The sequence below is a fragment of the Cryobacterium sp. PH31-L1 genome (assembly GCF_030063145.1).
Taxonomy (GTDB): domain Bacteria; phylum Actinomycetota; class Actinomycetes; order Actinomycetales; family Microbacteriaceae; genus Cryobacterium.
Genome location: NZ_JASISM010000003.1, coordinates 438,394 through 464,715, shown reverse-complemented (window position 1 = coordinate 464,715; position 26,322 = coordinate 438,394). Strand labels below are relative to the sequence as shown.

The following is a 26,322-nucleotide window of genomic DNA, read 5'->3' as shown; positions in this document are numbered from 1 at the left end:
GTACCAGTCCGGTGCGCTGAGCACCGCGGTAACCGCCCTCGAGCTCGGGCGTCCCTGCGGCGCCGTGCCCGGGCGCACCTCCAACGCAGCCAATGCGGGCTGCGCACGCCTCATCCGCGACTACGGCACCAGCCTGATCGCGACCAGCTCCGACATCGTCTATCTCTAAACGCTGGTGGAGCGCCGCCCACACCGTTCAGGCGGCGCTTCCCGTTTCATCGGTCTCGACGAGGCCAAGCTGCTCGCCCGCAAGCTCGACTCCGGTCGTCCGCGGTGTGACCGGCATCGCTGGTGATGCCTGCATCTGCCGGTTTGGGAGGGCTCGAAAGGGGGCGATTGCCCCGCCCTGCACAATCCAGAACGCCCCATCGGCGGCTTCGCGCACGTCCTGCGGCGGAATTACATAGGTGTGCTGGGCACGGGCGCTCCCCAGCTCCTCCCCGGTGGCGCGGCCGGCAGATTCCATCCGCATCACCGTCCCGGCATACTTCACCACATCCTCCGGATCTTTCGACCGGCCAAAGATCAGCGCCGCCCCACTCGTCAGCGCCCGCCGCCGACGAACCTCATCGTTCGACAAGCCCGCCGGGCTCTGCGTCGCCAAGACCAGTCCAACGCCGGCGCTGCGTGCCGTCTCGAATAGGCTCCCGGCGGTGTCGCCCGGGTCCTGCGACCCGGTCACCAGCTGGGGAAACTCGTCAACGATTACGACGACCGGGGACTTGTCGCGCCGCTCCAACCGGGCGGCCAGGAAGTTCCGCAGGTCCAGCAGGAGCAGATCCCCCAGCCGGGCCTGGGCGTCGTCGACGGGCGACAGCGGAATGACTGTCACGTCGGCTTTGGGCGCGTTGTAGGACCAGCCCTCCTGGCCGATCCAGCGTTGCATCGGACGCAACGCCACCAGCAGGCTCTGTAACGCGCGCTCACCGGCCGTGGTGCCGTCCCGGTCGACGGCTTTGATCACCAATTCCAGATCGTCCTGATCCCGAACAAACGGGGTGGGGCTGGTCAGCCGTTCACGGAGGTCGGCGATGCTGCGTAGCTGCGATAGCTCCTGGACCGTTTGCAGCACCCCGCGAATCTCGTCGAGGTAGTGCTGGTTGGCGCCGTCAGGAACGGGCATAAGCCGCATCAGTTTCGCTGTGACTTGGTCGGCGGTGCCGTTGAATAGGTCCCACGTACCGCCAGTCGTCGCGGTGCGGCCGTAGGTTTTGGCCACGGCGACGAGGTGCTCGGCGTCGGCCGGGTCGCCCTTAGCATCGATGACGAATACGGGCCATCCGTATTCCAGCGCGCACAGGACGAGTCCGTTGATCAAGACGGTTTTGCCACTGCCGGACTCGGCGATGATCAACGCACGAACGGAGGACGCTGTCGGGGGCAGCACGAGATATTTGCCGGTTGCGTCGACCCAGTCTCGCACCCGGCGCATGTCATAAAACCGGTCAGCGAGTGTCCGCACTGTGACGCGGCTGGTCACGCCGAAGGCCTGCCGCTGGTCGCCGACCGGCAATGGGACGGTGACGGCTTGGCGGGTGGTGCCGATGATGCGGCCCGTGTCGGTTTCGAGGCGCACACCGATGCGGCGGGCCACGCTGCTGTCGGCGGCCCGCTTCCGGGCCGTCTCGATCTTCTCCTGCCGCACCACGTTCGATACCCGCCGGGACCGCACCTGCTCGGCGATCTTCCGCCGCCGCAGCGACCACGCCGTCGGCAAGAGCAGCAGCCCGGCGAAGAAGTTCGCCACCGCCCACGGGCCAAACATGGGCCAGAGCTGCGCCCACCACTCCGCTCCGTCAAAAAACGTGGTGGCCGCTCCGGAGCGGATCCAGCCCGCCAGCAGGAACGCCTCCCAGGATATGAGCGCTGTGACCAGGAGGATGCCGACGGTGTTCACGATCCACTGCCATCGCCACACCACCCAGAACCGGGTCTTCGTCGCGATCACATCGCCGGCAACCCGGCTCACTACGACCGGCACAACTAAGGGCAGGGCGATAAGCACGACAACGACGGCGAAGGCGGCGCCGAGGAGTCGCGCGATCATGTCGCTGGTGGCGTCCGACTCTGTCGGGGCCGCAGTTTCACTCATGCGCTGACCTGCGATGCGCCCCACACGCTGGCACCGTCAAGCTCGACCACCCTGTCAGCTCGGCCGTGCGCGGCCGCGTAAGCGCCGGCGTCCAGCTCGGGGCCGGTCCAGTGCCCGCGTGCGTCGAAGGAGTGTTGGGAAACGAGACGGGGTCGTTCGGTGCGGACCAGGTACTTATCGGCACCCCGAGTGATGGCCCGATCAGCGTCCGCCGTGCAAAAGTACGCCACCCGATCCACCCCCTCATGCACCAGCCGGTAGGTGTGGTTATGGCAGATCGCCTGATACCGCTGCCACGTCTTCGGCGTCAGCTCCACCTCCACCAGCTCGACGACACCGTCACGCTCGGCCACCCCGTCGGCCTGATGATCACGCCGGCCCACCGGCTTCCGATCCCGCCGCCACGTGAACCCCTGCGCCAGATAGCGCGCCGACACCGTCGCCACCGCGATCTCATGCCGTGTCGTCTGCCGAAACAGGTTCGGCGCCGGCTTCCCAATCGCCTGAAACGTCGCCCACACGACCGACCCGTCAAGGAACGCTGGCCGGTCGCGGCCCACCAGGCCCACCGCTTCCATCCGGGCTGCCCAGTGTTGCGCTTTGCGCAATCCGATCGGCTCGCCCAATCCGAGTTGAGCGCCCAGCGCCCACCGCAGGGCATTCATGTCTGCGAGCCGGACGACGTCCAGCCAGTCGATCATCGCTTCGTCGCGACTTGTCACCTGCACCATCATTCAGCCTCCGCACTGACAACGTTCCAAGCTCTACACCCACGATTCTGCACCCCGCCACCGACACCACCGGTAATGCCACACCGCGCTTCTGCAACTCTCGCCGGCTATCCCAGCTCGCATCTCGTCGTCATTTTTCTGGTCTGCTCGCGGCTTGCTTCGCCTCTTCCAGCTGCCACATTTCTTGCTCATTCTGCCTTGCCTTTCCTTGCCCTGATTTTTCGTTTCTCTTACTTTTTTGGTCTTGTTCTTTCTCTTTCTTCTCTTCTGTTTTTTCTCTTGTTCTTGTACTTCTGTATTTTTTTCTTCTACTTTTTTCTTCTCTTTCCCTGTCCCACCACCACCCCTTTACTTCCCAACCTCCTACACACTGAGGAACGATGGGTGTGGGAGGTTGGGAAGCGAGCGCAGCGAGGGGGTGGCGGTGGGACAGGGAAAGAGACCCCTTACCCCGTCGTTTACCCCGGCGCGCGCCCTGCCGGGGTAAACGACCCCCTCGATACATGGGTTCGTGGCATTCCGTGCTTTTGATGAACACCGTTGGACGCCTGTCTAGGCGTCTGGCGCCGCTCTGACATCGTCGAACCAGCGGACGACACTGTTACCGTTGTGGGCTTGCATGAGGGCGTCCTCGACGATGCCAGCGAATTGAGCTGCATCACGGAGGCCGAGCTCAGCACGGGCGACTCCGGATGCGCAGCCGATGCCGCAGCTGTCTTCACCGTTGTACTCGACGCCGTCGATGACGGTGCTGTGCCAGTTGGCGAGCTGGTCGTAGACCTGGCCGAGGGAGCGCTCGGTGGCGGTCAGACACCCGAGCAGCAGATACGAATCGTAGGGGTGGTTAATCGCTCGAGTCGCGTGTGCCAGGCTCCGTGCTGTCTCAGCCAGCTCGTTGGCCGTGGTGATCAGTTCGGTATCGCGGTCGTTCATAGTGGTTCTCCTTTCAAGAGGTGTTTGACGGTGGGCCGCAAGCGCGGCCCACCCTGGATGCCTACTCGGCGTCAGGCTTGGAGTTGCGCCGCACGGTGGCGACGGCCCGGTTGAGGTCGGGGCCGACGTTGTCGGCGTCGATGACGCGGCCGTATTGGCGTGCCTGGTCGTCGCCCCAGCTGTCGGTGTGCTCGCGGCCAACAACGATGACGGGGTCGCCCTTGTGCAGGGTGGCGGCGACGTTCTGGCCGAGCTCGAACTTGGCTTCCACGAAATGCGTGGTTGCGGCGTCGTGGGCGAGCCATTTGCCGCCGCGGTATTCGCCGGTGTTCTCGATGACGCGCAGCTTGGTGATCTGGATACTGCCGGCTGTGACGACCTCGGGGTCGAGAGCCAGGTTGCCGATGATGGTGCGTGTGGACATAAGTGCTTCTCCTTCGATAGATGTGGTGCGTTGAATTGCTACGGGGTGTAGTTGGCCTTGATTTCTTCGACCAACTGTTTTTTGTGCCTTCCGGCGAGAGAAATCGATAGCGAGCGAGAGCGCCGCGAGTGCCCGGAATCTCAGGCGAAATAAGGGAGCCTGCGACCGCGTCTGAGAATCTGCGAACGGTAGGCGCGCAGCGAGCTACGGTGACCAGCCGGAAAGGTCACAAATGTGTTTGAACGACGTCGGCGGGGCAAAGCAGCGGCTCCATGGCTGGAGTTTGATCCGCTCCGTCGTCGAGTTATCCACAGGTCAGTCCGCGCGCGCGTACTGTTACTGTTTTGTTTTTCCTGTTTAAGTACTGTTAAGGGGGGTCTGAAATGGCCCCCTGAAAGTGCCGTTTTTGACCCCCTTAGGGGGTCAGAAATTGGCCCCCTCAGGGGTCCACATATTGACCCCCTGATGGCTGGGAACCGGCAGGATCAGCACCCGGGAATTTCGGCTCGTCGCCGGTTTCGTACTGTCGACTTGGAGTTCGTATTCGGCGGTGAGTCCGTTGCCGCCGGCTCGAATTCGAGTGATGGCGCCGGCCTGGATGAGTTCATGGACGGCGCGTTTGACGGCGGTGTGCGCTTTCACCGAGGCGGTCTCCGGCGCGAGGTACCCCAGTCCGATGGCGGAGGATTCGCGGCCGGCGAAGTAGCGGCGCGGCGCCTGACCGAGTGGGTTGTTCGCATCGTCCCAACACTCCAATGCCATGTACAGGAGCAGCCGAGCCGACGCGTTACTCAGCCGCATCTGCGCGGCCAGCAGAACGGCACTCTTGGCCGCGTAAAGGCCCACCGCAGTCTCACCCACCCACACGGGGATGAGACGTTGCGAGATGGCGGAATTTCAGTAGTCTGGTCATAGATCAGATCCTTCGCAGGTGCTCGATCTTTGCCCCGGGTTGCCCCCCGGGGCTTTTTCATGGGCGAACCCTCACCCGCTCGTTTCGCGGTTGACGGTTCAGACCAGATCACCGTCCCAGGAGCGCGGTCTGACCGGTCTGGGTCTGTGCGCTCGCCTCGACCCAGGCGATGACCTCGGACCGCTTGTAGAGCACCTTCTTCGGGGTCGGCTTGTAGAACCGCGGTCCGCGGCCCATGTAGCGCAGCTGGGCGAGCGCGCCAACGGGCAGTCCGGTCAGTTCGGCCACGTGTACCGGGAGGATGAATTCTTCGTCCATGAGTGTCTCCAATTGTCGACAGATTACGACTGTCGGAATCTGTTGCTGACACAGTAGAACGGTTTGCAACGGTTGACAAGTGTTTAAGTTGTAATATGTCCGCGTGACAAACTTTCTGGCGCAATCGGGGATCGGCAACCGCATCCATGCCATCCGCAAACAGCATGGCATCCGCTCAGCGAAGGACCTCGCCGACCTGATTCCGGGCAACAACGTCACCGAATCGATCCTGCAAAACATCGAAGCCGGCCGGAAACACGACCTCTCCGTCAGTCAGCTCTTGAACATCGCAAAAGCTCTCCGCGTCACGCCGATCTTCCTGCTCACGCCGATCGGCCGGCCCTGGGCTGAACTCGACATCGCCAACCTCAGCTCCAGCTTCGACGGCATGACGGTCGTCGAGTTCGATGCCTGGATCTCGGGCGCAGAACACGGCGCGTACCACTGGAGCACCAACGACGAACGCACCGAACGCACCCAACTGCAAGCGATGCGAGAGCTACACGCCCAGATCCGCGAACGAAAACGCCTGACCACCAACCTCGCCATCGAACGCACCCTGGACGCCGCCGCCGGCGAGATCGCTACAGCCCAAGAATGGGACACCACTGAGGAACGACTCGCCGAGTCCAGTCGGCGCATTACGCAGCTCACGTCCTACCTCGCCTCGGCAGGCTGGGACCTCGACGGTTGGACCGACTAAACACGATGCCTGCAGCAGCGCGCCGGTCCGCCGTTCAACACTTCAGAACAACAATGGTTCCGAGAGAATTCAAGGAGGTGTTCCATGGGGAGGCCACGCGTGCCCGTGACAAGTCACGGCACAATCAGCGTGTCAGAGATCACGCCGGGCACATGGCGGGCACGCACACGTTATCGATTTGATGACGGAACGCTTCGTCAGATTGAACGATTTGCGCCGACGAAAGCGAGGGCGCAAACATCACTTCTGCTTGCCCTCACCACAGTTCGCACGTCGTCGGTGAGCGCGGTCAAACGAGAAACTACGCTCTCGGACCTTGCCGATCGTTTTCTGCTGACGAAAGCAGACCGCGCTCCGCGCACGATCGACACGTATCGGCAGACCATCGAGCACCACATCAAGCCAAAAATTGGGTCGCTCTCCGTGTCGGAGGCCACGACGGAGCGCCTGGGGCGATTCATCAGTGAGGTCATCGAGAAGCAGGGGCCTGGGGCTGCGAAAGCTTGTCGAGGGGTGCTCTCCGGGATGATGGGCGTGGCAGCGCGCTCCGACGCGATTCAGGTCAATCCCGTACGGGAGATCGACAACATCGCTCGCCTTCGCGGGGGCGCGACCGCTATCCCTCTCGATACCTTGCCGCGCCTACTTGCTGCTGTCCGCGCTGACGCTCGACTGAACCAGGTTGACGCTGCGGACGTGATTTTTTTCCTCGCCGGTACGGGGTGCCGGCTGGGGGAAGTACTGGCCGTTCGATGGTCCGCGCTCGACCTCGCCGCCGGAACTGTGGCGATCAACGCCAACGTGATCCGCGCGCGTGGTCAGGGTGTCCTCCTCCAGGATCACACCAAGACGAAGGCCGGGGTCCGTACGATCGCGATTCCGAAGAATCTCGTCGACCTCCTCCGGCATCGGCAGTCGAATTTCAAAATTCAAAACGATGATGACCTGGTCTTCCCGACACTACGTGGCAATATTCGAGATCCTCGCAATACCTCGCGCGACTGGCGCATGGCTCGTACGCGGATCGGGTATCCGACGGTCACGACTCACAGCTTCCGCAAAACGGTGGCCACCGCTTTGGACCAGTCCGGACTCAGCGCTCGAGAAATTGCGGAATTCCTCGGCCACGCGAACCCGTCTCTGACCCAGGATGTCTACATGGCCAAGAACACGGGCGGCATCCGTGCCGCGGAAACGATGAATTCCTTGCTGCCGACAGATTGAATCTGCGGGGTTTATGCGGGGTTGGCCTAAAAACGGCGAAAAAATACCCCGGACTTCCGCAGAAATCCGGGGTTCTTGTAGCGGGAGCGGGAATTGAACCCGCGACACCACGATTATGAGCCGTGTGCTCTAACCAACTGAGCTACCCCGCCGCGACTTGTCGGCTGTTCGCTTCCAAGCCTGAGCCCCCTGTGGGAATCGGACCCACTACCTCTTCCTTACCAAGGAAGTGCTCTACCAATGAGCTAAGGGGGCAGAGCAACCAAAAAACAGTAGCAATGCCGCGTTTTTGGCAACCTAGAAACTTTATCACCCCGACAGCGAGCTCCAGACCACATCCCCACGCTACAGGCATTCGGCAACGATGCCGTAGCCTTTTAGGATGACTGGCACCGAACTGACCCCTGGCACCGAATGGTGGCGCACGGCCGTTATCTATCAGATCTACCCGCGGTCCTTCGCCGACGCGAACGGTGACGGCATGGGTGACCTCGCCGGCATCAGCGCCCGGCTGCCCCAGCTCAAAGGCCTCGGCATCGATGCCATCTGGCTTTCTCCGTTCTATACCTCGCCGCAGCGCGACGCCGGCTACGACGTCTCCGACTACTGCAACGTCGACCCGCTGTTCGGCACCCTCGACGATTTCGAGGTACTGCAGCGCACCGCCCACGACCTCGGTATCCGGGTCATCGTCGACATCGTGCCCAACCACTCTTCGAGCGACCATGGCTGGTTCCAGGCCGCCCTCGCCGCCGGTCCGGGCAGCGAAGAACGCGCCCGTTACACCTTCCGCGATGGCAAGGGTAAGAACGGCGAGCTGCCCCCGAACAACTGGGAGTCCGTGTTCGGCGGCCTCGCCTGGACCCGTACAACCGATCCCGACGGCACACCGGGCCAGTGGTACCTGCACCTGTTCGACAGCAGCCAGCCCGACTTCGACTGGGACAGCGAGTGGGTGCGCGAACAGTTCCGCGCAGTGCTGCGTTTCTGGCTCGACCGCGGCGTCGACGGCTTTCGAGTGGATGTTGCGCACGGCATGATCAAGGCTCCCGGCCTCCCCGATTACACGCCTCCCTCCGAGGGCGGCAGCATGGGCGGGGCGCCGGCCTCCGCTTTGGAACCCGGCATCACCGCCGAGACGCCGCTGACGGCACCGTACTGGGCGCAGGACGGCGTGCACGAGATCTACCGCGACTGGCACAAAGTGCTCGCCGCCTACCCGGGTGACCGGGTTCTCGCGGCCGAAGCCTGGGTCGACCCGCTCAGCCAGATGGCCAAGTGGGTGCGTCCAGACGAGATGCACCAGGCCTTCAACTTCGCCTATCTTGAAACCCCGTGGAACGCCGCGAAGCTCAAGTCCGTCATCGACGAGTCGCTCGAAGCCTTCGGCGATGTGGGCGCGCCGAGCACCTGGGTGCTCTCGAACCACGACGTGGTGCGCCACGCTTCCCGGCTCGCCCTGACCGGCGACAACCTGCAGGGACACGGCATCGGCCCGAAGACGGTCGGGCTGCCCGACACCGCGCTGGGGCTTCGACGCGCGCGGGCGGCATCCGCTCTAATGCTGTCGCTGCCCGGCTCGAGCTACCTGTACCAGGGCGAGGAACTCGGCCTGCCCGAGGCCGTCGACCTGCCCGACCACGCCCGCGAAGACCCCACCTGGTTTCGCACCAACGGCGAGCGTTACGGACGAGACGGATGCCGCGTGCCGATTCCGTGGGAGGCCGCCAGCGAATCGTTCGGCTTCAGCACCGGCGCGAAGAGCTGGCTGCCACAGCCGTCCGAGTGGGCTCGCCTGGCTCGCGACCAGCAAGAGGGCGTCGCCGGTTCCACCCTCGAGTTGTACAAGAACGCGTTGACCCTGCGCCGGGAGCACTCCCTCGCCTCCGGAACCGTGGAGTGGATCGACGGCTTCGGGCCGGAGGTCGCGGCGTACCGAAACGGCGACGTGACGATTGTGGCCAACACGGGCGCGGCATCCGTTCAGCTTCCCGCAGGTGACGTGCTGCTTTCCAGTGAAGAGCTGGTCGGCCGCACCCTGCCGGGCGATTCGACGGCCTGGTTGCGCTCAGTAGAGGCATGACCGACGCCGTCGACCGTTCGCGTGAGGCGGGCGGGAGCTGAATCTCGAGCTGGCCCGGTTCATGATGCCGTGGAAGTTCGCGAGCGACGCACGACCAGGTCGTGGCGATGGAACCCGTCGATGCGAGCGACGCCGACCTGTCCAGCTTCGACGGTCTGCCGCCGTTTTGCGCTGCCGAAGGGCTGGCTCGGCTCGGGCGCGTTTCCTAGTTCGTGTTGGCGTAGAGCCAGGCGAGCGGGTCGACATGAGTGCCCTTGATTCCGCCTTCACGAATCTCAAAGTGCAGGTGCGGGCCGGTCGACATTCCGGTGCTGCCGGTCTTGCCGATAACCTGGCCGACTTTGACCACGTCGCCCACCTTGAAGAGCATCGATCCATGGATCATGTGCGCGTACACGCTCGACACGAGCTTGCCGTCGATCATGTGGTCGATGATCATGTGCACGCCGAGGCTGCCCTCCCCGTCTTCGGCCACGCTCACGACGCCATCGGCGATCGACTGGATAGGAGCGCCGACGCCCGGGTTGAAGTCCTGGCCTTGGTGGTCTGCGGAGCAGCCGGCGCAGTCGCGTAGGCCAAAATGGCTTCCGATGTGCACACCTACGGCAAACGGCCACTGGATGGTGCCGTTCGGGTTGTTGGTGAAGGTGTCTTCCAGGCGGATGCCGCTGGCTGCAGCAACTTCGGCGAGGGTACTCGACTTGTAGCCGTCGCGCTCGACGGTGACCGTGTCTCCACCAGCCATGTCCATGCTCTGCGCCTCAGCGTCCGGCGCAATGCGCTGCGCTTCCAAAGCGGATGCCTGTACGTCTTGCGAGGACAGCAACGCTTGGGCCGGAATCGAGGTGGCGACGGCCATCAGGGCCACGAAGGACATGGCGAGAATGGATACGCCCTTGGCCGCACGCTTGCGCATGGTACTTCCGAGCGGTCGTGCGAGAGGGGTTCGCCGGGGCAGTGCGCCAGCGGGAACGAAATCGCGCGCGGGCGCAAAGGTCTCGCCAGGCTTCTGCTCGACGCGCTGGCGGCGGCGGGGCCGGGTGCCGGCGGCGGGAATCACGGTGGGGATCAACTGGGTGACGCCGGGAGCCAGCAGCTTCTCGTAGTCGGTGGGCTCGGCGTCGGCGACCGGTACGGCCGCGACGATGCGGTCGCTCTCGGTCACGACGGCCGGTTCAAGATCGGGTTCACCAAGGTCAGCAGCGACGATCAGGTCGGCGGCGGGGCTGAGGCGAACGACGTCGGCCTCAACCTCAGCGACCGACGCTGCGGCCGAGAATGCCACTCGCTCGCGCTCACGCAGTTCGCGACGTGTCAGAGCCGCCGGTTCTCCCGGGGGAAAAACGGTGCCGTCACTCTCGCCGGACACGGAGGTATCCAAGGATGGAGTGTGACGTGACAAAGTGCAGCTTTCGGCGCAGCGGACGGGGTGCTCGTTCTGGATAACGCCAAAAAGACGACATGCCAATATAACGAATTGATTAAGGGTAACGCGTAACCCTGAGAATACCAGAAATAAGCAACCAATCACACCCGAACGGGGGTAAGTGGGCGTAATGTCATTGGGCTTGTGCGTTAAACGGGAAGCGTTCGAAGAGGCCGGCGAGCACCGGTTCGAACTGGTCATAGAGGCTGGGAGCGGCTGCGATGAGCAGGTCGCGACCCTCGGCATCTGCTTGCAGGGCGCCGACCCTGGCCCCGGCTTCGCGGGCGATCAGGGCGCCGGCGGCATGGTCCCAGGGGTTGAGCCCGCGTTCGAAATAGAGGTCGAGGCGCCCGCACGCGACCGAGCATAGATCGAGCGCGGCCGAACCGATCCGACGGATATCCCGTACCTGGCCGATCAGACCACCCACGACGTTCGCCTGCCACACCCGCCGACTGGCCTCATAGCCGAATCCGGTGCCAGCCAGCGCGAGCGACAGCGGCACATCGTGGTTGACGTGCAAGCGCGCATCGCCCAGCCAGGCGCCGGCTCCGGCTGACGCTGTGAACACCTCGCCGAGCGCGGGGTTGACGACCGCTCCGGCGAGGGCGGTCCAGCTGGCCGGGTCGGGCTCGCCCTGCACGACGGCGATACTGACGGCATAGAACGGAATTCCGTAGAGGTAGTTGACGGTGCCGTCGATGGGATCCACGACCCAGGTGAGCCCGCTGGTGCCGCCGGTCGCGTCGGATTCTTCACCGTAGAACCCGTCGTTCGGCCGGGCGTCGGCGAGCAGGCCTCGAATGAGCAGCTCGACCTCACGGTCGGCCGCGGTGACTATGTCTTCGGGCGACGACTTCGAGGCGGCAATCTCGACGCCCTCGACGCGGCGACGATGGGCCAGAGCGCCGGCTGTGAGGGCGATGGTGCGCGCGAGGTCGAGCAGCTCGGTCGGGGCAGGATGCGTCATGCCTTCACGCTACAGGCCGGGCGTTAACCAGAACAGGCAGACCCTCGGGCCTGCCTGATCTGCGGTACTGAACTGCTCTGTGCTGGTGGCGAGTGCGAGGTTCGAACTCACGAAGGCTACGCCGTCTGATTTACAGTCAGATCCCTTTGGCCGCTTGGGTAACTCGCCAGGCGCTCCCGACCAGGTGTAATCACTTGACCGGAGACGCGGGGTTAACAATACAAGACGAAACGCCTCACCGAGAAATCAGCAGATGTGCGACTTCCGCAGTGAGGCGCATCCGCTACCCGGCGGGCGGGCCGCCCAGGTCTGTCGGCGAGGTGTGCGTCTCTGTGGACGTGTCGCCGCCGAGGCCGCTGAGCCCGCTGTTCGTTGCGGTATCGGTGGTGGCAATGGCCGCGTTCAGATCGGCCAGAATCACCTCGTCGCCGACACTGACGCCCGACGTGATCTCGGTCAGCTCGGAGCCGATCGCGCCCACGTTCACTTCCGTGCTCGTCGAAGCGCCATTCTTCAACAGGTCGATCGTATAGGTCGCGTCGGTGACGTGCACGGCCGAGGTTGGCACCGCGAGCACCGCGATGAGGCTCGCCACCTCAACAGTGACCGCGGCCGATGCGCCGTTCAGAAGGTTCGGTTCGACGCCCTCGAGTGCGATCTGCACTGTGTACGACGGCGTGGACGACGTCGACACGTTGAGAATTCCAATCGAGCTGACCGCGCCGGCCAGCTCATCGTCCACGCTCGCGACATCGACCGCGGCACTTTGGCCGACGGCGACCCCGGCGATGTCGGTGAGTGAAACGGTCGTGCTCACGACGAAGCCGTTGTCACCGATGATCGTGATCACCGCGCTGGACGACGACGCCGTGACCGTGTCGCCGATCGCAAGGCTGACGGCCGCGACGGTACCGGCGATCGGACTGGTCAGCGTGGCCAGGGTCAGGTTGTGCTCGGCGATGGCCAACGCGGCGACGGCGGCTTCGATCTCGGCCTGGTCGGCCAGAACGGTTTCGGCGGAGGCGACGGTGGAGCTGCCCGATACAGCGGATGCCTCGGCCCCGCCGGTTGCCGACGTGGCGGTGGCCGGGCTGGTCGCGCACGCCGGCCTGGGCCTTATCGGTGGTTGCCTGGCCGGCGAGCACGGCCGTGATGGCGCCCTGACAGTCGGTGAGGTCGAGTTTTGCCGCCGCGAACTTCTCGGCGGTAGTGAGGGGCACTTGGGGCGACGGGGCAGTCGTCGTGTCGGCGGTTTCGTCGGCAGTCGCCTCGGTCGCGTCGGCGGCGGTCGCGGTGCTCGTGTCAATCACGCTCGCGTCGGTCGCCTCGGCGGCATCGTCGAGCGCGGACTCGAGGAAGGGCAGGCACACGTCGGTCGTCGAGTCGAGAGCGTCCTGGGACGCGGCGAGCGCGGTAACGGCCGTGTCATGCTGGGCGAGCAGGGCGGTCTGGGCGGTGCCGACCACCTTGACGGCGTCGGCCACTGCGGCGGAGGCCGTGCCGGTCGATGCACCGCTCGACCCAGGCGTTGTCGCTGCGGAAGAGGACGCCGGGGATGAGGTCGCCGCGGCGGATGTCGCCGAGGTGGATGCGGCATCCGTTGTCGCGGTCGTTGTCGCGGTCGTCACGGTCTGTGAGTCGAGGTCAGTTGCGAGCGCGATCCGGGCAGCCCCGACGTTGGCCTCGGCTGCGTCGATCGTGTCATTCAGGCTCGACACGTCGAGGGTGGCGAGGGTCTGCCCCGCGGTCACCGTATCGCGCAGGCTCACAGCCACACCGTTCACGGTTCCGCCGACCGAGAAAGATGCGTCGCTGCGGCCGGCCGAAGCGAGAGTTCCCACCAGGTCGAGGGACTCGCTGACCGAGCCGAGCGCGGCCACTACCGTACGGTAGTCACCTTCCGGTGTGCGGGTGATGGCATAGGCCACACCGCCGCCCGAGGCGACGAGTACTGCGGTGACCGTTCCCACGGCCAGCAACCGTCGGCGCCTCTGCCTGGTCGCCCGCTGTTTTTTGGCGGATGGCCCGGCGGCCGGTGCCAGCACGTCGTCATCCGAAGCGGATACGACTTCCTCCTCCCCTGCCCTACTCATTTGCCGCGCCTCCCATGCGGCCGCCGGGGCCAGCCATGGCGCTCACGCAGCCGTCATCGCCTGTCACCGAGAGGGCCACGGCGGCGGCAGCGAAGGATCCGCTGTCGTCGGCTTCGCCCTGGGCGGTCGCGCAGAGTCCCACTGCGACGGCCGACGAATCAGAAGCGGATGTCTTCGTGTAGCTGGTCGCGCCGTCAACCGTCATCGACTCGCTCGTTACGACGCCGTCAGTGTCGGTCAAGTCGACCGTGATCTCGGTCGCCGTGACCGCGGTGACCAGGCCGTTTGCGCGGGAGCCGAAGCCGGCGCCATCCGCTGGCAGGTCGGTCGGCAGAGCGGTCGGCATTCCAGTCGGGGCGGTTCCGTCGGCGCCGGCGGGCATATCAGTCGGCGGTGTGCCGCCGCCCGTTCCGCCGAACCCCGAGGCGCATGCGTGCGCAGGGCATCGATCGGGGCGAGGCGTGCGGCCCGGGTGGCCGGGTAGACTCCGAAGCTGACGCCGATCACGATGGCGACACCGATGGACAGCCCGACGGCAGCCGGCGAGACGACAATCGAGCTGCCGATCACTCCCGGCAGAAGCAGCGCTGCGCTGACGCCGAGCACGACGACAGCGGCCGACGTCTTCTCGTCGTCGACGCTGATGAACTCGCCGGTGCTGAGGGTACGGGCACGCACGTCGAGCCACGAGGCGGTCGGTGACGGATGTTGTCCAGTTGGTGTCGTTGGCTTCCAGCGACAAGGAGGTGGTCTTTTCAGCGGCCACCCCGGAGATATCGGGAGCGTTCACGCTGGACATGAGCGCCTCGGCATCCGCGATGGTCAGCGTCGAGCTCGACCCGAAGCCGCCGCGCAGGCCGGCGGTGTCGGTGCTGCTGCCGGGGGCGACGATCAGCAGGTTGCTGCCGAGCGCGCTGATCTGGGCACTGACGTCTTTCTGGGTGCCGAGGCCGATGCCGACGGTGAGAATGACGGCGGCGATTCCGATGAGGATTCCGAGCACTGTGAGGGTTGACCGTAGGGCGTGCGAGTAGACGGCGCTCCAGCTGGTGCGGAACGATTCGAGCCAGCTCATGCGGCGACCTCGGCGTTCAGCTCATTTTGCTCGTCGCGAAGAATCTCACCGTCTCGCACCCAGACGATGCGGGCGGCCCGACGTGCCACCTCGAGTTCGTGGGTGATGAGCACGATGGTTCGGCCGCGGGCGTGCAGCTCGTCCAACACGGCGAGCACGTCCTAGGTCGACACCGAGTCGAGGTTTCCGGTCGGTTCGTCGGCCAGGATCATGGTCGGCTCGCCGACCAGGGCGCGGGCCACGGCCACGCGCTGCTGCTGTTTACCCGAAAGCTCGCCAGGCCGATTGTCGAACCTGTCGCCGAGTCCCACGCGTTCCAGGGACTGCTCGGCGCGCAGCTTGCGCTCGTGACGCGGCACTCCCCCGTAGATCAGCGGCAATTCCACGTTGCGCCAGGCCGACAGCGACGACAACAGGTTGAATCCCTGAAAGACGAAGCCGATCTGGCGGTTGCGAATCTCGGCGAGGTCCACCTCGTCGAGGTCGTTCACGTCGGTGCCGCCGAGGCGGTATTCGCCGCGGCTGAGGGTGTCGAGGCAGCCGAGCACGTGCATGATCGTGGACTTTCCCGACCCCGACGGCCCCATGATGGCGACGTATTCGCCCGCGGAGATAGCGAGGTCGATGCCCCTGAGCGCTTCAAATTCGATGCTGCCGGAACGGTAGGTCTTGCCTGCATTGCGCAACTCGATGACGGGGGGTGCGGCATCCGTTAGTGCGTTATCCATTGTTGGATCCTCCGGGCATCTGTCCCGCCGGGAAGTCGCCCGTGGGCATCTCGCCGCCCGGAAAACCGCCGGTGCGGTCGGTGCCGGTCGTGCCGGCGTTGCCGCTGCCGGGGGTGAAGGTGGCCACAACGACCTCGTCGCCCTCGGCGAGCCCCTCGGTGATCTCGGTGAGGTTGCCGACCGTGGCGTCGACGGTGACCGGTGTGGACACCTCGGTTCCATCGGCGTGTTTCACGATCACAACGGATGCCCCATCCACGCTGGTCACTGCGGCACTCGCCACGGTGAGAACGTCGGTGCGGCGTTCGTCGACGATCGCCGCGGTCACGGCGACGCCGTCATAGAGTCCCTCTGGCGCTCCGGCAACGGCAGCAACCACCGTCATCCAGGGAGAGTTCGACCTGGTCGTTAGCCTCGATGAGGGCGACATCCGCTTCGCCCACGCTGAGGTCGACGGTCCAGGCGTCGGTACTGACGATGGTGAACGCTGCGGTGCTGGCGGTGGTCGTGCTGCCGGCTCCGGCGAGGGCGAGCACGATGACGCCGTTCAGTACCCACCAGCGGGCTCTCATGTGTCGGATGCGGCTGCGCAGTTTCATCGTTCTCCTCATATATGTTCACCGCCGCGGATTCCGTTGCGGCTAAGGCGAACCTAAGGAGCCCGCCTATGCCCAAGGCCTCCAGCGCCTATCAATCGCCGATGAGCCACACGAGAGCACACGCGGTGGCGAGGTCGAGTGCCCGTTTGAACGCTCACTTTTTGCGCTCTCGCGGGTCGGATACCATGGGGGAATGGCAGATTCAACATTCGACATCGTCAGCAAGGTCGACCCGATGGAGGTCGACAACGCCCTCAACCAGGCGCACAAGGAAGTCGCGCAGCGCTACGACTTCAAGAACGTGGGGGCCTCGATCGCGATGAGCGGCGAGAAGGTGCTCATGAAGGCGAACACCGAGGAGCGCGTCAAGGCGATCCTCGAGGTGTTCGAGGCCAAGCTGATCAAGCGCGGCATCTCGCTGCGCAGCCTGGATGCCGGTGAGCCGTTCGCCTCCGGCAAGGAGTATCGCATCGAGACGACCATGAAGGCCGGCATCGACCAGGAGAACGCGAAGAAGATCAGCAAGATCATTCGCGACGAGGGTCCCAAGGGCGTCAAGAGCCAGATCCAGGGCGACGAGCTGCGGGTAAGCTCCAAGAGCCGCGACGACCTGCAGGCCGTGATGGCGCTGCTCAAGGGCAAGGACCTCGACGTAGCCCTGCAGTTCACGAACTTCCGCTAGCCGCGCGTAGGCCTCCGGTGCCGCGGCATCCGCCCATCAAGTTCAGCGGATGCCGCGCCGTTGGCAAATTCAGCACGTCCGCCGGCACCCCGGGCCGCCCGGCCCACCTTCGGCAACCGGGACCACGATAGAACATGCGCCCAGTTCCCGGGCCCGGGCCCGGAGAGGTAGACGCTCCGGCCTTCGGGCCCACCTAATGACCGTGGGCCCAGTTTACAAATTGGGCCCACGGCCGGGCCTGGCCCCGTCCGAAGAAATGGGGCGGACTACTCGGCCCGGGAGACGGCCACCATCTCGTGGCGGTCGACGACCTTGATGCGGGTGCGGCCCACGGCCTCACCGAGAGCGATTTCGTGCTGGTCGAGGTTGTGCCAGCCGTCGAGGCCGGTGTATCGCACGCCGCGCGCGTCGAGCAGCTCCACGATGCTCTCCTCTGACGGCGACTCGGGCCGCCACCAGTTGCCGAGGTCGTTGATCAGGTGCTTGATTGTTTCCATTGCATCACTCTTGGTGTGGCCGATCAGTCCTACCGGCCCGCGCTTGATCCACCCGGTCGCGTAGACGCCATACATCTGCTGGTTGAATAATCCGCCGGTGCCGGCCGAGGGGTCGCGCCGCAGCACCTGACCTTCACGGTTGGGGATGACGCCGCGCTTCTTGTCGAATGGCACGTCGGGCAGTTCGGATCCGAAGTAGCCGACCGCCCGGTAGACGGCCTGAACCGGGATCTGCCGAATTTCACCGGTGCCGACGACGCCCCCGGCGGCATCCGTTGTGGTGCGTTCCCACCGAAAAGCCGCTACCCGGCCGGTGCCGTCATCGACGATCTCCACGGGCTTGGCGAAGAAGTGCAGGTGCAGGCGGCGGCTGGCCGTGCCGGACTCGCGGGCCCGCCAGACGTTCAGCGTCTTGTCGATCACGAAGACCTGCTTGTTGCTCGCGACGGCGGCTTTCGCGGCCTCGTCGTAGTCGAAGTCTTCGTCGTAGACGATCATGTCGACGTCCCGCAGCTCGCCGACTTCGCGCAATTCCAGGGGCGTGAATTTAACGGATGTCGGCCCGCGGCGCCCAAAAATGTGCACGTCAGTCACCGGTGATGCCTTGAGTCCGTCATAGACGTTCGCGGGAATCTCGGTCGACAACAGGTCGTCGGCGTGCTTGATTAGCATGCGGGAGACGTCGAGCGCAACGTTGCCATTGCCGATCACGGCGATTTCGCGCGCCTCGAGCGGCCAGGTGCGCGGCACGTCGGGGTGACCGTCGAACCAGCTGACGAAGTCGGCGGCGCCATAGGAGCCGTCAAGGGCGGCGCCCGGAATGTTCAGGTCGGCGTCTTGCACAGCGCCGGTCGCGAAGATGACCGCGTTGTAGTGCTTCTTGAGGTCGTCGAGAGTCACGTCCACGCCGAACCGCACGTTGCCGAACACGCGAATGTCACCGCTGTCCAGCACACCGCGCAACGCGTTGATGATGCCCTTGATGCGCGGGTGATCCGGACTGACACCGTAGCGCACCAGACCGTACGGTGCCGGCAGGTGGTCGAACAGGTCGATCGAGACATCAAAATTGCGTTCGGCCTTGAGCAGAATATCGGCGGCGTAGATGCCGGCCGGTCCTGCGCCGACGATGGCCAGTCTCAATTTGGTCACGGAAGATTCCTTACTGCTCGAGCATTCGGGGCATGCCCCAACACGCTCTAGCTGGAGCGCTCGACGATGGACTCGGCGAATCGGGTGAGGGCTTTCTTGACCGAACCGTTCGGCAGCGGCACCAGGGCGGCGACCGCGTCGCGGGCCCAACCGTGGGCTTCGGCGAGGGTCTCAGCGGTAACGGCGTGCTCGCGCAGCGCGGTGATCGCCGTATCGGCGGCCTCCGTCTGCGCCGAACCGTCGACCATGACGTCGCGTTCCAGCCGGCGCAGCAGATCAGCGGATGCCCCATCACTCACGGCGCGCTCCCGCAACCGAAGAAGGGGAAGCGTGACGACCCCGGCCCGGAGGTCCGTTCCCGGCACCTTGCCGGTCTCCTGCGGCTGCGGCGACAGGTCGAGCACGTCGTCGATGAGTTGAAAGGCCACGCCGATCTTTTCGCCGAAGTCCACGACCGGCTGCTCGTACTCGGCCGGGGCGTTGGAGAACACCACACCGCCCTGGGCGGCAGCGGCGATGAGCGAACCGGTCTTACCGGCCAGCACCTGAATGTAGTGCTCGACCGGGTCTTCACCCGGGCGCGGACCGACCGTCTCCTGGAACTGGCCGAGCACGAGGCGCTCAAAGGTGGTCGCCTGCAGTTTGATGGCACGTTCGCCGAGACGGGCCATCAGCTGGCTGGCGCGGGCGAACAGCAGGTCGCCTGTGAGGATGGCGACGGAGTTGCCCCACACGGTTTGGGCGCTCGGCACCCCCCGGCGTTTGTCGGCATCGTCCATCACGTCGTCGTGATAAAGCGAGGCGAGGTGGGTCAGTTCGATGGCCGTAGCCGCCGTGATCACCTCGGGCACGACGCCATCGCCTAGGTGAGCGGTGAGCAGCGCGAGCATGGGACGCACCCGCTTGCCGCCGGCGTTCAGCAGGTAGCGACTGGTGACGGTGGCAATTTCGTTGGGGTAGACCAGCTCGTCGATGAGCGCGGCCTCGACCTTTTCGATACCGGCATCGATGTTCGCGGCCAGTCCGCGGTCGGCGGGGGAAGAGAAAATACGATCGCCGAGGCCCGCCTGGCTGGTCACCGACGCGCTGCGTCGAATCACGGGGGCTCTGGATTTCACGTAAGTCAGCCTATCGAGTTGATCCGGGGTCAGGATGCCGCGGGCTTGGTTCCGCGGTGCAGCGCCACGATGCCGAGTGTGAGGTTGCGGTAGGCGACGGCGGAGTATCCGGCCGAGCGCAGCCATCCGCTGAGCACCGGCTGAGTCGGCCAGGCCGCGATCGACTCGCCGAGGTAGTCGTAGGCTTCGGCGTTCGATGAGGCGAGGCGTACAACCCGCGGCATGACGTGATTGAGGTACGCGAAATAGCTCTGGCGCACGAGTGAAAGCGGCGGAGTGGAGAACTCGCAGATGACAACGCGACCGCCGGGCTTGGTCACCCGGTAGAACTCGGCGAGCGCCTTCTTCGGTTCGACCACGTTGCGTAGCCCAAAGGAGATGGTGACGGCGTCGAACTCGTTGTCCTTGAAGGGCAGCGCGGTAGCGTCGGCCTGCACGAACTCGACGTTCGGGTTGTGCGCATGGCGATTTTGGCCGACCTCGATCATGCCGGCGGAGAAGTCCGCCGCGACGACGTGGGCGCCGCTGTGGGCGAGGGCCGCGCTGGAGGTTCCGGTGCCGGCGGCGATGTCGAGAATGCGCTCGCCAGCCTGCGGGCTGACCGCTTTGGTCGTCGCGAGGCGCCAGAGCGACGCGTTGCCGACCGACAGCAGCGCGTTCGTGCGGTCATAGTGGGCGGCGACCTCGTCGAACATGGCAGCCACCTGCGCGGGCCGTTTGTTCAGGTCTGCTCTATTCACTCCATCATTCTAGGATGCGCACGACCGGCGAAACTGCATGGTTGCCGGGGCACGGATTCGCATAGCTGCGGTGGCGCGGGCGTAGGCTACAGAAGTGAATGTGCAGGCCTTGACGGTCGAAACCTCCCCGATAGCCGATATCCGCCAACTGATCCTGCTGCTCGATGGCCGCTCGCCCCTGCTCTGGATGCGTCGCAACCAGGGTCTGGCCGGAATCGGCTGCGCCCTCAGGCTTGAATTCTCCGGTCCCACCCGCATGTCGGATGCCGCCGCCGCCTGGAAACAGGTCGCCCGGTTGGCCACCGTGACCGACCCGCTCGCACGCACCGGCACCGGGCTGCTCGCGTTCGGCGCTTTCGCGTTCGATGAGGCGTCTGCGCAAACCAGCGTGCTGATCGTGCCCGAGATCATCGTTGGCCGCGAAGATGGCCAGTGCTGGGTGACGCGCATCTGGGCGACCGGGCAGAGCGCACCGGAGAACCCGCTCGCGCTGCATCCGCTCGGCGACGAGTATCGCATCGCCTTGCTGCCCGGAGCGCTGCCACCCGACGGTTTTCGCGCAGCGGTCAGCTCGGGCATCGAGCACATTCGGGCCCAGCAGGTCAATAAGGTTGTGCTCGCCCGCGACCTGGTCGGGCGGGTACCGGCCGAATCCGACCTGCGCCGCGCTATCACGAGACTCGCACTGGGCTACCCGGATTGCTGGACCTACGCCGTCGATGGCCTCATCGGGTCGAGCCCGGAGACCCTGATTCGCGCCGACCACGGTTCGGTCAACGCCCGCGTGCTGGCCGGCACGATCTCGCGCGGAGCGGATGCCGAGGACGACCGAGAGGCGGCCCTGGCCCTGGCTACCTCGTCGAAGGACGGCGACGAGCACGAGTTCGCCGTGCAGAGCGTTCTCAAGTCGCTGCGCCCGCACACGTCTGTGCTCGCGACGAGCGAGATTCCGTTCACCGTGAAGCTGCCGAACCTGTGGCACCTCGCGACGGATCTCGAGGGCACCCTGAGCGACGGGTCGACGTCGCTCGACCTGATCGCGGCGTTGCACCCGACCGCTGCGGTCGCCGGAACCCCCACCGACCAGGCACTGGATCTCATTCGCGAGCTCGAACCGTTCGACCGCGGCCGCTACGCCGGGCCGGTCGGCTGGGTCGGCGCCGACGGCGACGGAGAGTGGGCGATCGCGCTGCGCTGCGCGCAGGTCGCGCCCGAAGGCGGCATCACCGCCTACGCCGGCTGCGGAATCGTGCTGGACTCCGATCCGGAGCACGAGCTCGCCGAGACGAAGATGAAGTTTCGCCCCATCGTGGAGGCCTTCGGCTGATTCCGCCGCGAGCTATTTCCAGCGCCAGGAATCAATGGCGGCAGCGATGATCTCCTCCCCGTTGTCTTCGGGAATGACGAAGGAGACCAGGAAGAACTTCACCGGCTCCCCGGCTGACTGGTAGATGTCCGGGGCGAAGACGGTGAGGAACGCCTTGGTGCGGGTGTTCTCGGCGGTACTGATCATGCGGGTGAGATTGGCGTCGACGCCGTCGAGGGTGACGGCTTCTTTCAGGCTCGTGACCTCGCCGGCCTGGGGGAAGTAGCTCTGGTTCAGAAAATCGACCATGTCGTCGAGGCTGCCGCCGGGAACCCAGTCGTCGGTGCTGGCCACCGCCACCGGCTCCACTAGTACGCTGCCAAGGATGCTGCCCACGCCCGTCTTGTGGATGACACCGTCGGGGTCTCGTTCACCCCAGAGTTCCAGGGTGGTGATACAGGCATCCGTCTTTTCAGCGGATTGGTTGCTCAGGTAGTCGCCCGGCCCGTTGAAGGAATAGCAGGGCGTGATGACGGGCTGGGCATCGGTGAGCACGGCCGTGCCGATACCCGAATTCACCAGCGCGACCACGATCACAATGGTCACGAGAACGTTGGCCAGCACGGCCAGGGATGATCCGATCAGGCCCGCGAGCCCGAACGATTTGCCGCCCGGCCTGCGCATGGCCAGGATTCCGAGAATGATGCCAGCGACACCCAGCAGCAGTCCCAGAATCGGAATCCAGCCGAGGACGAAGGCGCTGATGCCTACGATGAGCGCCGAGAGAGCGAGGCCGCCACGACGTGTCGGCGGGTTCGGTGCTTGTCCGGGTGGTGCGTATTCAGGGAGGCCGCCGGTCTGCGGATGCCCCCGGGGCGAATCGGTCATCTGGGCCTCCCGGCATCCGTGTGTCTTAAACGGTACCAAGTCCCCCGGCTGAGGATCCGCTCGCCACAAATCTGTGGATAACTCGCCCCCCACTTCGCGAGAGCGGAGATAGAGGCGCCACTAGCGGAGGAGGGGCACCTCGAGGATCGTGGGACGGGTGGGGGCACCGGTGAGGGCGCGCTCCAGGTCGGCTCTGGTCGCGGCGATCTCGTAGTCCCAGCCGTAGGCCGCGGCGAGCGACTTCAGGTCCACCTTCCGCGGGGTGTACAAGACCCGCTCCATCGCCTCAGCGGGAGCCGTCGCTGCCACCTCGAGACCGTCGAAGATGCTGCCGCCACCATCGACGCCGACGATGACCTGCAGCCGGGGCTCGGCTTCGCCCGGGGCGAGCAGCAGCGATCCGACGTCGTGAAGAAAAGTGAGGTCGCCCAGCAGAGCCCGGGTCACGCCCGCCGAACGCGGTTCCGGTTCGGCCTGGCTGGCCAGCGCCACTCCGAGCGCGGTGGCAATGGTGCCATCGATGCCGGCCAGACCCCGGTTGGCGAGCACGGTGATCTTCTTGCCTGGCACGCGCTTGTCTGCCTCGCGAATCAGCCGGGACGCTCCCAGCACGAGCCGGTCGTGCGGCCAGGATGCCCGCCACACCGCGTCGACGAGCAGCGCCCGGGTCAGCGGCGCACGCAAGACCGCCAGTTCGGCGCGGGTGATGCCGCGCTTATCGATGGGTGCCCGACCTTCGTCAGCCGCCGCTTCGGCGAGGGCGCGGCTGGTCATGACCCAGCGGCCGAGCCATTCGCGGCCGGCCGGCGTGCGTGCGGCCGCAGTGCAGGCGGCATCCGCTCCGACCGAGCGGGTGAAGGCGCGTGCAGCGCGGCCAGGGTTGTACCATTCGAGGCCGGTCGGGGCGACGACGATGGTCTCGACGCCGTCGCGGGCGATGAGGGCCGGAATCTCCCGGCTGAGGGTGGGGTGTCCGAAGACGATCACCCGTTCCACGTCGCCGCCGAGGTCGACAGCGGCGAGCAGTTCCCGGTAATGCACGATCAGGTTCGGCCCGAACCGGGCGCCACTGGAGACTTCGGCCAGCAGCGGCCAGCCGCCGGCGTGCGCCAGCTCTTCCGCCGCGGGCCCGGCCCCGTCACCGGCCACGACCACGGTGCGCGGCCCGACCGAGAGAAGCATGGCCGGCCCGTCGGGCAGCAATTCCGGCGCAGCGCCAAGCTCGGCGGCAGGCCCACGGGGAATCACCGGCAATGAGAACGGCGCCGCAGCCGACAGCGGCTCACGAAAAGCCAGATTGAGCTGGACGGGGCCGGGAGCCGCGGTGACAACGCCGGTGGAAGCATCCATCGCCTGCCGGGCGAGTACCACGGCGATGGCGGTCTCATCGGGCTCGCCGACCGGTGCCGGAACGTCGAGGCACAGCCGAGTGGCAACCCCGAACAGGCCAGCCTGCACGGTGGTCTGGTTCGAGCGGATGCCGCGCAGCTCGGCCGGGCGGTCGGCCGTCAACAGAATCATCGGCACTCCGGCATGGTGGGCTTCGAGCACGGACGGGTGCAGGTTCGCGACGGCGGTTCCCGAGGTCACCACGACGAGGGCGGGCAGGCCCGTCTCGAGGGCGAGGCCGACGCTCAAAAATCCGGCGCTGCGTTCGTCGGTGCGCACGTGCAAGCGGATGCTGCCGGCCCGTTCCAGCTCGGCCGCGGCCAGAGCGAGCGCCTGCGAGCGGGCACCGGGGCACAGCACGAGGTCACGAACGCCGAGCCGAACGAATTCGTTCAGGAGGGCGACGCTGAAATCCGTCGCCGGGCTACGAGGGTTGAGGATGGACCGCTCAGGCATCCCGACGGCCAGGCTGTTCGCCTTCGCCCGGTTCGTTCTTCTTCGTCGGGTCAACTCCGGCAGTGCCAGCGGTGCCGCCCTTGCCCGGTGTCGGGTCGTTCTTGTCGAGGTCCGCGAGGTCCTGCTCCATGCGACGGATGCGCTCTTGCTGGTCTTTCTCGTTGAACGGGCGGTTCTCGCCGCTGTCCGTCTTCACGCTGCCGCCGTTCAGGCCACCGTTGTTAAGACCACGCAGAAATTCCACGTCGTCATCAGGCGCAACGGAACGAAAGGACCGCGTGGTCGGGGTAGCACGACCGTGGCCGACGAGCAGCCAGAGCAGCGGGCCGATCAGCGGCACCAGCACGATAACGAAAATCCACACCCAGCGCGGCAATCCGCGAATGCGTTTGCGGTCGAACACGGCACAGTCCACGAGGGTGTAGACGGTGAGGATGACCAGGGCCAGTCCTAGTCCGATCAAGAGCTTGGGCATAACTTGATTGTAAGCCGTTTCACCGTGAGAGACATGTGCGCCTACTCAGCCGGGGCATTCTAAGCTGGATCCATGAAATCCGTGCCCCCCTGGCTGTACTACTCCGTGTTGCGCGTTTTAATGTTTGCCGTTCCGCTGGCGATTCTGCTGTCTCTGGGATTCTGGCCCTGGGCATCCGCTGTGATCGCGGCCCTGATCGGGCTGTGCCTGTCGTACCTGTTGCTCGGCAAATCCCGCGAGAGCGTTGCGCGCGACCTCTACAAGGCGCGGCACCCCGACAAAGAGCAGGTAAACCCGGATTCCGAGATCGAGGACTCCGCGTTGAACGCCGCTGAGCAGCAGTCCAACGCCGTGCAGGCCAAGTCAGAACGCGAAAGCAAGTCCCAGTAGCAGCCCGTAGCCGAGCGCCGCGAGGCTCGTCAGCTTGAGGGCGAGGATGAGTTCCTTCGCGGACTTCGCCGTGATGGTGATGAGGCAGGCCGGCAGCGCGAGTAGCAGAACAAAGAACGTGAAGATTCCGAGCGGGTAAACCAGGCTGAACAGTCCGGCGATCACGAACGGCAGCAGCAGGAAGACGCAGAACACGACCCGGGAGGCCCTACTGCCGATGCGCACCGCGAGGGTGCGCTTACCGGCGGCCTTGTCGGGCACGATGTCGCGCAGGTTGTTGACCATGAGCACGGCGCAGGCGATCAGCCCGATGGCGACGCCTCCCAGCACACTCTCGGTGGTGAAATCGCCGACCTGCACGTAGGTCGTGCCGGCGGTGGCGACGAGGCCGAAGAAGACGAACACGAACAGTTCTCCGAGGCCGAGATAGCCGTACGGCTTCTTGCCGCCGGTATAGAACCACGCTGCGGCGAGTGCGACGACGCCCACCAGCAGCAGCCACCAGTACTGGGTCAGAACGACGAGCGTCAGGCCTGCCACGGCCGCGAGGCCGAAGAAGACCAGGGCCACACGCAACACGGTGCGCGGGTTGGCGACGCCGCCGCCGGTGAGCCGGGCGGGCCCCACCCGGAAGGCGTCGGTTCCGCGAATGCCGTCGGAGTAGTCGTTGGCGTAATTGACGCCGATCTGCAGCAGCAGGGCCACGGCGAGGGCGAGGAGCGCACGCACCGGGTGATAGATGCCAGGGCCGCTCGCCACGATGGCGGCGCCGGTGCCCAGCAAAACCGGAGCGATAGCGAGCGGCAGGGTGCGCAGGCGGGCGCCGGAGATCCAGTCGGAGGCCGTCGCCGGCTTCACCTTCGCCGGCCCCTTGCGGGGCGGGCCGTTCTTATAGGCCGGGTGGCCGGATTTGCCGC

Annotated in this window: 29 protein-coding genes and 3 tRNA genes; 7 read left to right on the top strand and 25 right to left on the bottom strand. The window is 65.5% G+C overall.

The window, feature by feature from the left end; all coding sequences use genetic code 11:
- The first annotated feature begins 16 nt into the window (after nucleotides 1-16).
- Nucleotides 17-169: a hypothetical protein gene (locus tag QMF22_RS17480; RefSeq protein WP_502846931.1), complete on the top strand. Its 153-nt coding sequence runs from the start codon at nucleotides 17-19 to the stop codon at nucleotides 167-169.
- A 27-nt stretch (nucleotides 170-196) separates the two neighbouring features.
- On the opposite strand, the gene QMF22_RS09010 is transcribed toward QMF22_RS17480, so the two are convergent.
- The 6 genes from QMF22_RS09010 to QMF22_RS08985 form a co-directional block, all read right to left on the bottom strand.
- The gene (locus QMF22_RS09010; protein ID WP_283452617.1) at nucleotides 197-2,092 is read right to left on the bottom strand and encodes a type IV secretory system conjugative DNA transfer family protein; all 1,896 of its coding nucleotides are present in this window, start codon (nucleotides 2,090-2,092) and stop codon (nucleotides 197-199) included.
- Nucleotides 2,089-2,826: a hypothetical protein gene (locus QMF22_RS09005; RefSeq protein WP_283452615.1), complete on the bottom strand. Its 738-nt coding sequence runs from the start codon at nucleotides 2,824-2,826 to the stop codon at nucleotides 2,089-2,091. The genes QMF22_RS09010 and QMF22_RS09005 overlap by 4 nt, the downstream gene beginning before the upstream one ends.
- Before the next feature lie 549 nt (nucleotides 2,827-3,375).
- Nucleotides 3,376-3,756 carry a hypothetical protein gene (locus QMF22_RS09000; protein WP_283452613.1) on the bottom strand — a complete coding sequence of 127 codons (381 nt, stop codon included), beginning with the start codon at nucleotides 3,754-3,756 and terminating at the stop codon, nucleotides 3,376-3,378.
- A 61-nt stretch (nucleotides 3,757-3,817) separates the two neighbouring features.
- On the bottom strand, nucleotides 3,818-4,180 hold the full coding sequence (locus QMF22_RS08995) for a single-stranded DNA-binding protein (protein ID WP_134527606.1): 363 nt from the start codon (nucleotides 4,178-4,180) through the stop codon (nucleotides 3,818-3,820).
- A gap of 423 nt (nucleotides 4,181-4,603) precedes the next feature.
- Nucleotides 4,604-5,041: a hypothetical protein gene (locus QMF22_RS08990; protein ID WP_283452609.1), complete on the bottom strand. Its 438-nt coding sequence runs from the start codon at nucleotides 5,039-5,041 to the stop codon at nucleotides 4,604-4,606.
- 160 nt (nucleotides 5,042-5,201) lie between these two features.
- On the bottom strand, nucleotides 5,202-5,411 hold the full coding sequence (locus tag QMF22_RS08985; RefSeq protein WP_104131369.1) for a helix-turn-helix transcriptional regulator: 210 nt from the start codon (nucleotides 5,409-5,411) through the stop codon (nucleotides 5,202-5,204).
- Between the two features lie 103 nt (nucleotides 5,412-5,514).
- On the opposite strand from QMF22_RS08985, the gene QMF22_RS08980 reads away from it, so the two are divergent.
- On the top strand, nucleotides 5,515-6,114 hold the full coding sequence (locus QMF22_RS08980; protein ID WP_283452605.1) for a helix-turn-helix domain-containing protein: 600 nt from the start codon (nucleotides 5,515-5,517) through the stop codon (nucleotides 6,112-6,114).
- 129 nt (nucleotides 6,115-6,243) lie between these two features.
- Nucleotides 6,244-7,338 carry a site-specific integrase gene (locus QMF22_RS08975; protein ID WP_283452603.1) on the top strand — a complete coding sequence of 365 codons (1,095 nt, stop codon included), beginning with the start codon at nucleotides 6,244-6,246 and terminating at the stop codon, nucleotides 7,336-7,338.
- 78 nt (nucleotides 7,339-7,416) lie between these two features.
- Here QMF22_RS08975 and QMF22_RS08970 read toward each other — a convergent pair.
- Together QMF22_RS08970 and QMF22_RS08965 are read right to left on the bottom strand one after the other, a co-directional pair.
- A tRNA-Met gene (locus tag QMF22_RS08970) sits at nucleotides 7,417-7,490 on the bottom strand.
- Nucleotides 7,491-7,521: 31 nt separating this feature from the next.
- Nucleotides 7,522-7,593: transfer RNA gene (locus QMF22_RS08965), tRNA-Thr, on the bottom strand.
- Between the two features lie 127 nt (nucleotides 7,594-7,720).
- Here QMF22_RS08965 and QMF22_RS08960 point away from each other — a divergent pair.
- Nucleotides 7,721-9,421, top strand: coding sequence for a glycoside hydrolase family 13 protein (locus QMF22_RS08960; RefSeq protein WP_283452601.1), 1,701 nt, complete (start codon nucleotides 7,721-7,723; stop codon nucleotides 9,419-9,421).
- A 205-nt stretch (nucleotides 9,422-9,626) separates the two neighbouring features.
- On the opposite strand, the gene QMF22_RS08955 is transcribed toward QMF22_RS08960, so the two are convergent.
- The 10 genes from QMF22_RS08955 to QMF22_RS08915 all read right to left on the bottom strand — a co-directional run bounded on the left by QMF22_RS08955 (nucleotide 9,627) and on the right by QMF22_RS08915 (nucleotide 16,312).
- Nucleotides 9,627-10,802, bottom strand: coding sequence for a M23 family metallopeptidase (locus tag QMF22_RS08955; RefSeq protein WP_283452598.1), 1,176 nt, complete (start codon nucleotides 10,800-10,802; stop codon nucleotides 9,627-9,629).
- Between the two features lie 178 nt (nucleotides 10,803-10,980).
- On the bottom strand, nucleotides 10,981-11,817 hold the full coding sequence (locus QMF22_RS08950; RefSeq protein WP_283452597.1) for an inositol monophosphatase family protein: 837 nt from the start codon (nucleotides 11,815-11,817) through the stop codon (nucleotides 10,981-10,983).
- Nucleotides 11,818-11,900: 83 nt separating this feature from the next.
- Nucleotides 11,901-11,985: transfer RNA gene (locus tag QMF22_RS08945), tRNA-Tyr, on the bottom strand.
- Between the two features lie 115 nt (nucleotides 11,986-12,100).
- Nucleotides 12,101-12,667, bottom strand: a complete 567-nt coding sequence (locus QMF22_RS08940; protein WP_502846927.1) for a permuted SH3 domain-containing protein — start codon at nucleotides 12,665-12,667, stop codon at nucleotides 12,101-12,103.
- Entirely contained in the window at nucleotides 12,648-13,910 is a 1,263-nt protein-coding gene (locus tag QMF22_RS08935; protein WP_283452595.1) for an efflux RND transporter periplasmic adaptor subunit, read from the bottom strand. The genes QMF22_RS08940 and QMF22_RS08935 overlap by 20 nt, the downstream gene beginning before the upstream one ends.
- Nucleotides 13,903-14,985: an ABC transporter permease gene (locus tag QMF22_RS08930; RefSeq protein ID WP_283452593.1), complete on the bottom strand. Its 1,083-nt coding sequence runs from the start codon at nucleotides 14,983-14,985 to the stop codon at nucleotides 13,903-13,905. Before QMF22_RS08930 ends, QMF22_RS08935 begins: the two co-directional genes overlap by 8 nt.
- Nucleotides 14,982-15,143, bottom strand: a complete 162-nt coding sequence (locus QMF22_RS17375) for a hypothetical protein (protein ID WP_349357086.1) — start codon at nucleotides 15,141-15,143, stop codon at nucleotides 14,982-14,984. The genes QMF22_RS08930 and QMF22_RS17375 overlap by 4 nt, the downstream gene beginning before the upstream one ends.
- A gap of 3 nt (nucleotides 15,144-15,146) precedes the next feature.
- The gene (locus QMF22_RS08925) at nucleotides 15,147-15,713 is read right to left on the bottom strand and encodes an ABC transporter ATP-binding protein (RefSeq protein ID WP_349357085.1); all 567 of its coding nucleotides are present in this window, start codon (nucleotides 15,711-15,713) and stop codon (nucleotides 15,147-15,149) included.
- Nucleotides 15,706-16,098, bottom strand: a complete 393-nt coding sequence (locus tag QMF22_RS08920) for a permuted SH3 domain-containing protein (RefSeq protein WP_283452590.1) — start codon at nucleotides 16,096-16,098, stop codon at nucleotides 15,706-15,708. Before QMF22_RS08920 ends, QMF22_RS08925 begins: the two co-directional genes overlap by 8 nt.
- Nucleotides 16,052-16,312, bottom strand: coding sequence for an HlyD family efflux transporter periplasmic adaptor subunit (locus QMF22_RS08915; RefSeq protein ID WP_283452588.1), 261 nt, complete (start codon nucleotides 16,310-16,312; stop codon nucleotides 16,052-16,054). Before QMF22_RS08915 ends, QMF22_RS08920 begins: the two co-directional genes overlap by 47 nt.
- 193 nt (nucleotides 16,313-16,505) lie before the next feature.
- On the opposite strand from QMF22_RS08915, the gene QMF22_RS08910 reads away from it, so the two are divergent.
- Entirely contained in the window at nucleotides 16,506-16,994 is a 489-nt protein-coding gene (locus tag QMF22_RS08910) for a YajQ family cyclic di-GMP-binding protein (RefSeq protein WP_092340465.1), read from the top strand.
- A gap of 266 nt (nucleotides 16,995-17,260) precedes the next feature.
- Here QMF22_RS08910 and QMF22_RS08905 read toward each other — a convergent pair whose 3' ends face one another.
- From QMF22_RS08905 to ubiE, 3 genes are read right to left on the bottom strand one after another with little or no spacing between them, the layout of a single operon-like run.
- A complete protein-coding gene (locus QMF22_RS08905; protein WP_283452585.1) occupies nucleotides 17,261-18,643 on the bottom strand; it encodes an FAD-dependent oxidoreductase in 1,383 nt (460 codons plus the stop codon).
- A gap of 47 nt (nucleotides 18,644-18,690) precedes the next feature.
- On the bottom strand, nucleotides 18,691-19,761 hold the full coding sequence (locus QMF22_RS08900) for a polyprenyl synthetase family protein (protein ID WP_283452583.1): 1,071 nt from the start codon (nucleotides 19,759-19,761) through the stop codon (nucleotides 18,691-18,693).
- Between the two features lie 29 nt (nucleotides 19,762-19,790).
- Nucleotides 19,791-20,501, bottom strand: a complete 711-nt coding sequence (ubiE, locus tag QMF22_RS08895) for a bifunctional demethylmenaquinone methyltransferase/2-methoxy-6-polyprenyl-1,4-benzoquinol methylase UbiE (RefSeq protein WP_283452581.1) — start codon at nucleotides 20,499-20,501, stop codon at nucleotides 19,791-19,793.
- Nucleotides 20,502-20,595: 94 nt separating this feature from the next.
- Here ubiE and QMF22_RS08890 point away from each other — a divergent pair, with 94 nt between their 5' ends.
- Entirely contained in the window at nucleotides 20,596-21,828 is a 1,233-nt protein-coding gene (locus tag QMF22_RS08890) for an isochorismate synthase (protein ID WP_283452579.1), read from the top strand.
- A 12-nt stretch (nucleotides 21,829-21,840) separates the two neighbouring features.
- Here QMF22_RS08890 and QMF22_RS08885 read toward each other — a convergent pair whose 3' ends face one another.
- The 3 genes from QMF22_RS08885 to QMF22_RS08875 form a co-directional block, all read right to left on the bottom strand.
- Nucleotides 21,841-22,695: a DUF4190 domain-containing protein gene (locus QMF22_RS08885; RefSeq protein WP_283452577.1), complete on the bottom strand. Its 855-nt coding sequence runs from the start codon at nucleotides 22,693-22,695 to the stop codon at nucleotides 21,841-21,843.
- Nucleotides 22,696-22,815: 120 nt separating this feature from the next.
- Nucleotides 22,816-24,540, bottom strand: a complete 1,725-nt coding sequence (gene menD / locus QMF22_RS08880; RefSeq protein ID WP_283452575.1) for a 2-succinyl-5-enolpyruvyl-6-hydroxy-3-cyclohexene-1-carboxylic-acid synthase — start codon at nucleotides 24,538-24,540, stop codon at nucleotides 22,816-22,818.
- On the bottom strand, nucleotides 24,533-25,015 hold the full coding sequence (locus tag QMF22_RS08875) for a PLD nuclease N-terminal domain-containing protein (RefSeq protein WP_283452573.1): 483 nt from the start codon (nucleotides 25,013-25,015) through the stop codon (nucleotides 24,533-24,535). The genes menD and QMF22_RS08875 overlap by 8 nt, the downstream gene beginning before the upstream one ends.
- Nucleotides 25,016-25,087: 72 nt before the next feature.
- On the opposite strand from QMF22_RS08875, the gene QMF22_RS08870 reads away from it, so the two are divergent.
- Nucleotides 25,088-25,405, top strand: a complete 318-nt coding sequence (locus tag QMF22_RS08870) for a DUF4229 domain-containing protein (RefSeq protein ID WP_283452570.1) — start codon at nucleotides 25,088-25,090, stop codon at nucleotides 25,403-25,405.
- On the opposite strand, the gene QMF22_RS08865 is transcribed toward QMF22_RS08870, so the two are convergent.
- Nucleotides 25,379-26,263 (bottom strand): 1,4-dihydroxy-2-naphthoate polyprenyltransferase, encoded by an 885-nt coding sequence (locus QMF22_RS08865; RefSeq protein ID WP_283452672.1) that lies wholly within the window; start codon nucleotides 26,261-26,263, stop codon nucleotides 25,379-25,381. The genes QMF22_RS08870 and QMF22_RS08865 overlap by 27 nt on opposite strands.
- Nucleotides 26,264-26,322: the final 59 nt, after the last annotated feature.

What these genes read in the sequence shown, in the direction of transcription:
- QMF22_RS09010 (WP_283452617.1), bottom strand. Translation starts at nt 2,092, where the DNA reads ATGAGTGAAACTGCGGCCCCGACAGAGTCGGACGCCACCAGCGACATG.
- QMF22_RS09005 (WP_283452615.1), bottom strand. Translation starts at nt 2,826, where the DNA reads ATGATGGTGCAGGTGACAAGTCGCGACGAAGCGATGATCGACTGGCTG.
- QMF22_RS09000 (WP_283452613.1), bottom strand. Translation starts at nt 3,756, where the DNA reads ATGAACGACCGCGATACCGAACTGATCACCACGGCCAACGAGCTGGCT.
- QMF22_RS08995 (WP_134527606.1), bottom strand. Translation starts at nt 4,180, where the DNA reads ATGTCCACACGCACCATCATCGGCAACCTGGCTCTCGACCCCGAGGTC.
- QMF22_RS08985 (WP_104131369.1), bottom strand. Translation starts at nt 5,411, where the DNA reads ATGGACGAAGAATTCATCCTCCCGGTACACGTGGCCGAACTGACCGGA.
- QMF22_RS08960 (WP_283452601.1), top strand. Translation starts at nt 7,721, where the DNA reads ATGACTGGCACCGAACTGACCCCTGGCACCGAATGGTGGCGCACGGCC.
- QMF22_RS08950 (WP_283452597.1), bottom strand. Translation starts at nt 11,817, where the DNA reads ATGACGCATCCTGCCCCGACCGAGCTGCTCGACCTCGCGCGCACCATC.
- QMF22_RS08935 (WP_283452595.1), bottom strand. Translation starts at nt 13,910, where the DNA reads ATGAGTAGGGCAGGGGAGGAGGAAGTCGTATCCGCTTCGGATGACGAC.
- QMF22_RS08930 (WP_283452593.1), bottom strand. Translation starts at nt 14,985, where the DNA reads ATGAGCTGGCTCGAATCGTTCCGCACCAGCTGGAGCGCCGTCTACTCG.
- QMF22_RS08925 (WP_349357085.1), bottom strand. Translation starts at nt 15,713, where the DNA reads ATGGATAACGCACTAACGGATGCCGCACCCCCCGTCATCGAGTTGCGC.
- QMF22_RS08920 (WP_283452590.1), bottom strand. Translation starts at nt 16,098, where the DNA reads ATGACGGTGGTTGCTGCCGTTGCCGGAGCGCCAGAGGGACTCTATGAC.
- QMF22_RS08915 (WP_283452588.1), bottom strand. Translation starts at nt 16,312, where the DNA reads ATGAAACTGCGCAGCCGCATCCGACACATGAGAGCCCGCTGGTGGGTA.
- QMF22_RS08910 (WP_092340465.1), top strand. Translation starts at nt 16,506, where the DNA reads ATGGCAGATTCAACATTCGACATCGTCAGCAAGGTCGACCCGATGGAG.
- QMF22_RS08885 (WP_283452577.1), bottom strand. Translation starts at nt 22,695, where the DNA reads ATGACCGATTCGCCCCGGGGGCATCCGCAGACCGGCGGCCTCCCTGAA.
- menD (WP_283452575.1), bottom strand. Translation starts at nt 24,540, where the DNA reads ATGCCTGAGCGGTCCATCCTCAACCCTCGTAGCCCGGCGACGGATTTC.
- QMF22_RS08875 (WP_283452573.1), bottom strand. Translation starts at nt 25,015, where the DNA reads ATGCCCAAGCTCTTGATCGGACTAGGACTGGCCCTGGTCATCCTCACC.
- QMF22_RS08870 (WP_283452570.1), top strand. Translation starts at nt 25,088, where the DNA reads ATGAAATCCGTGCCCCCCTGGCTGTACTACTCCGTGTTGCGCGTTTTA.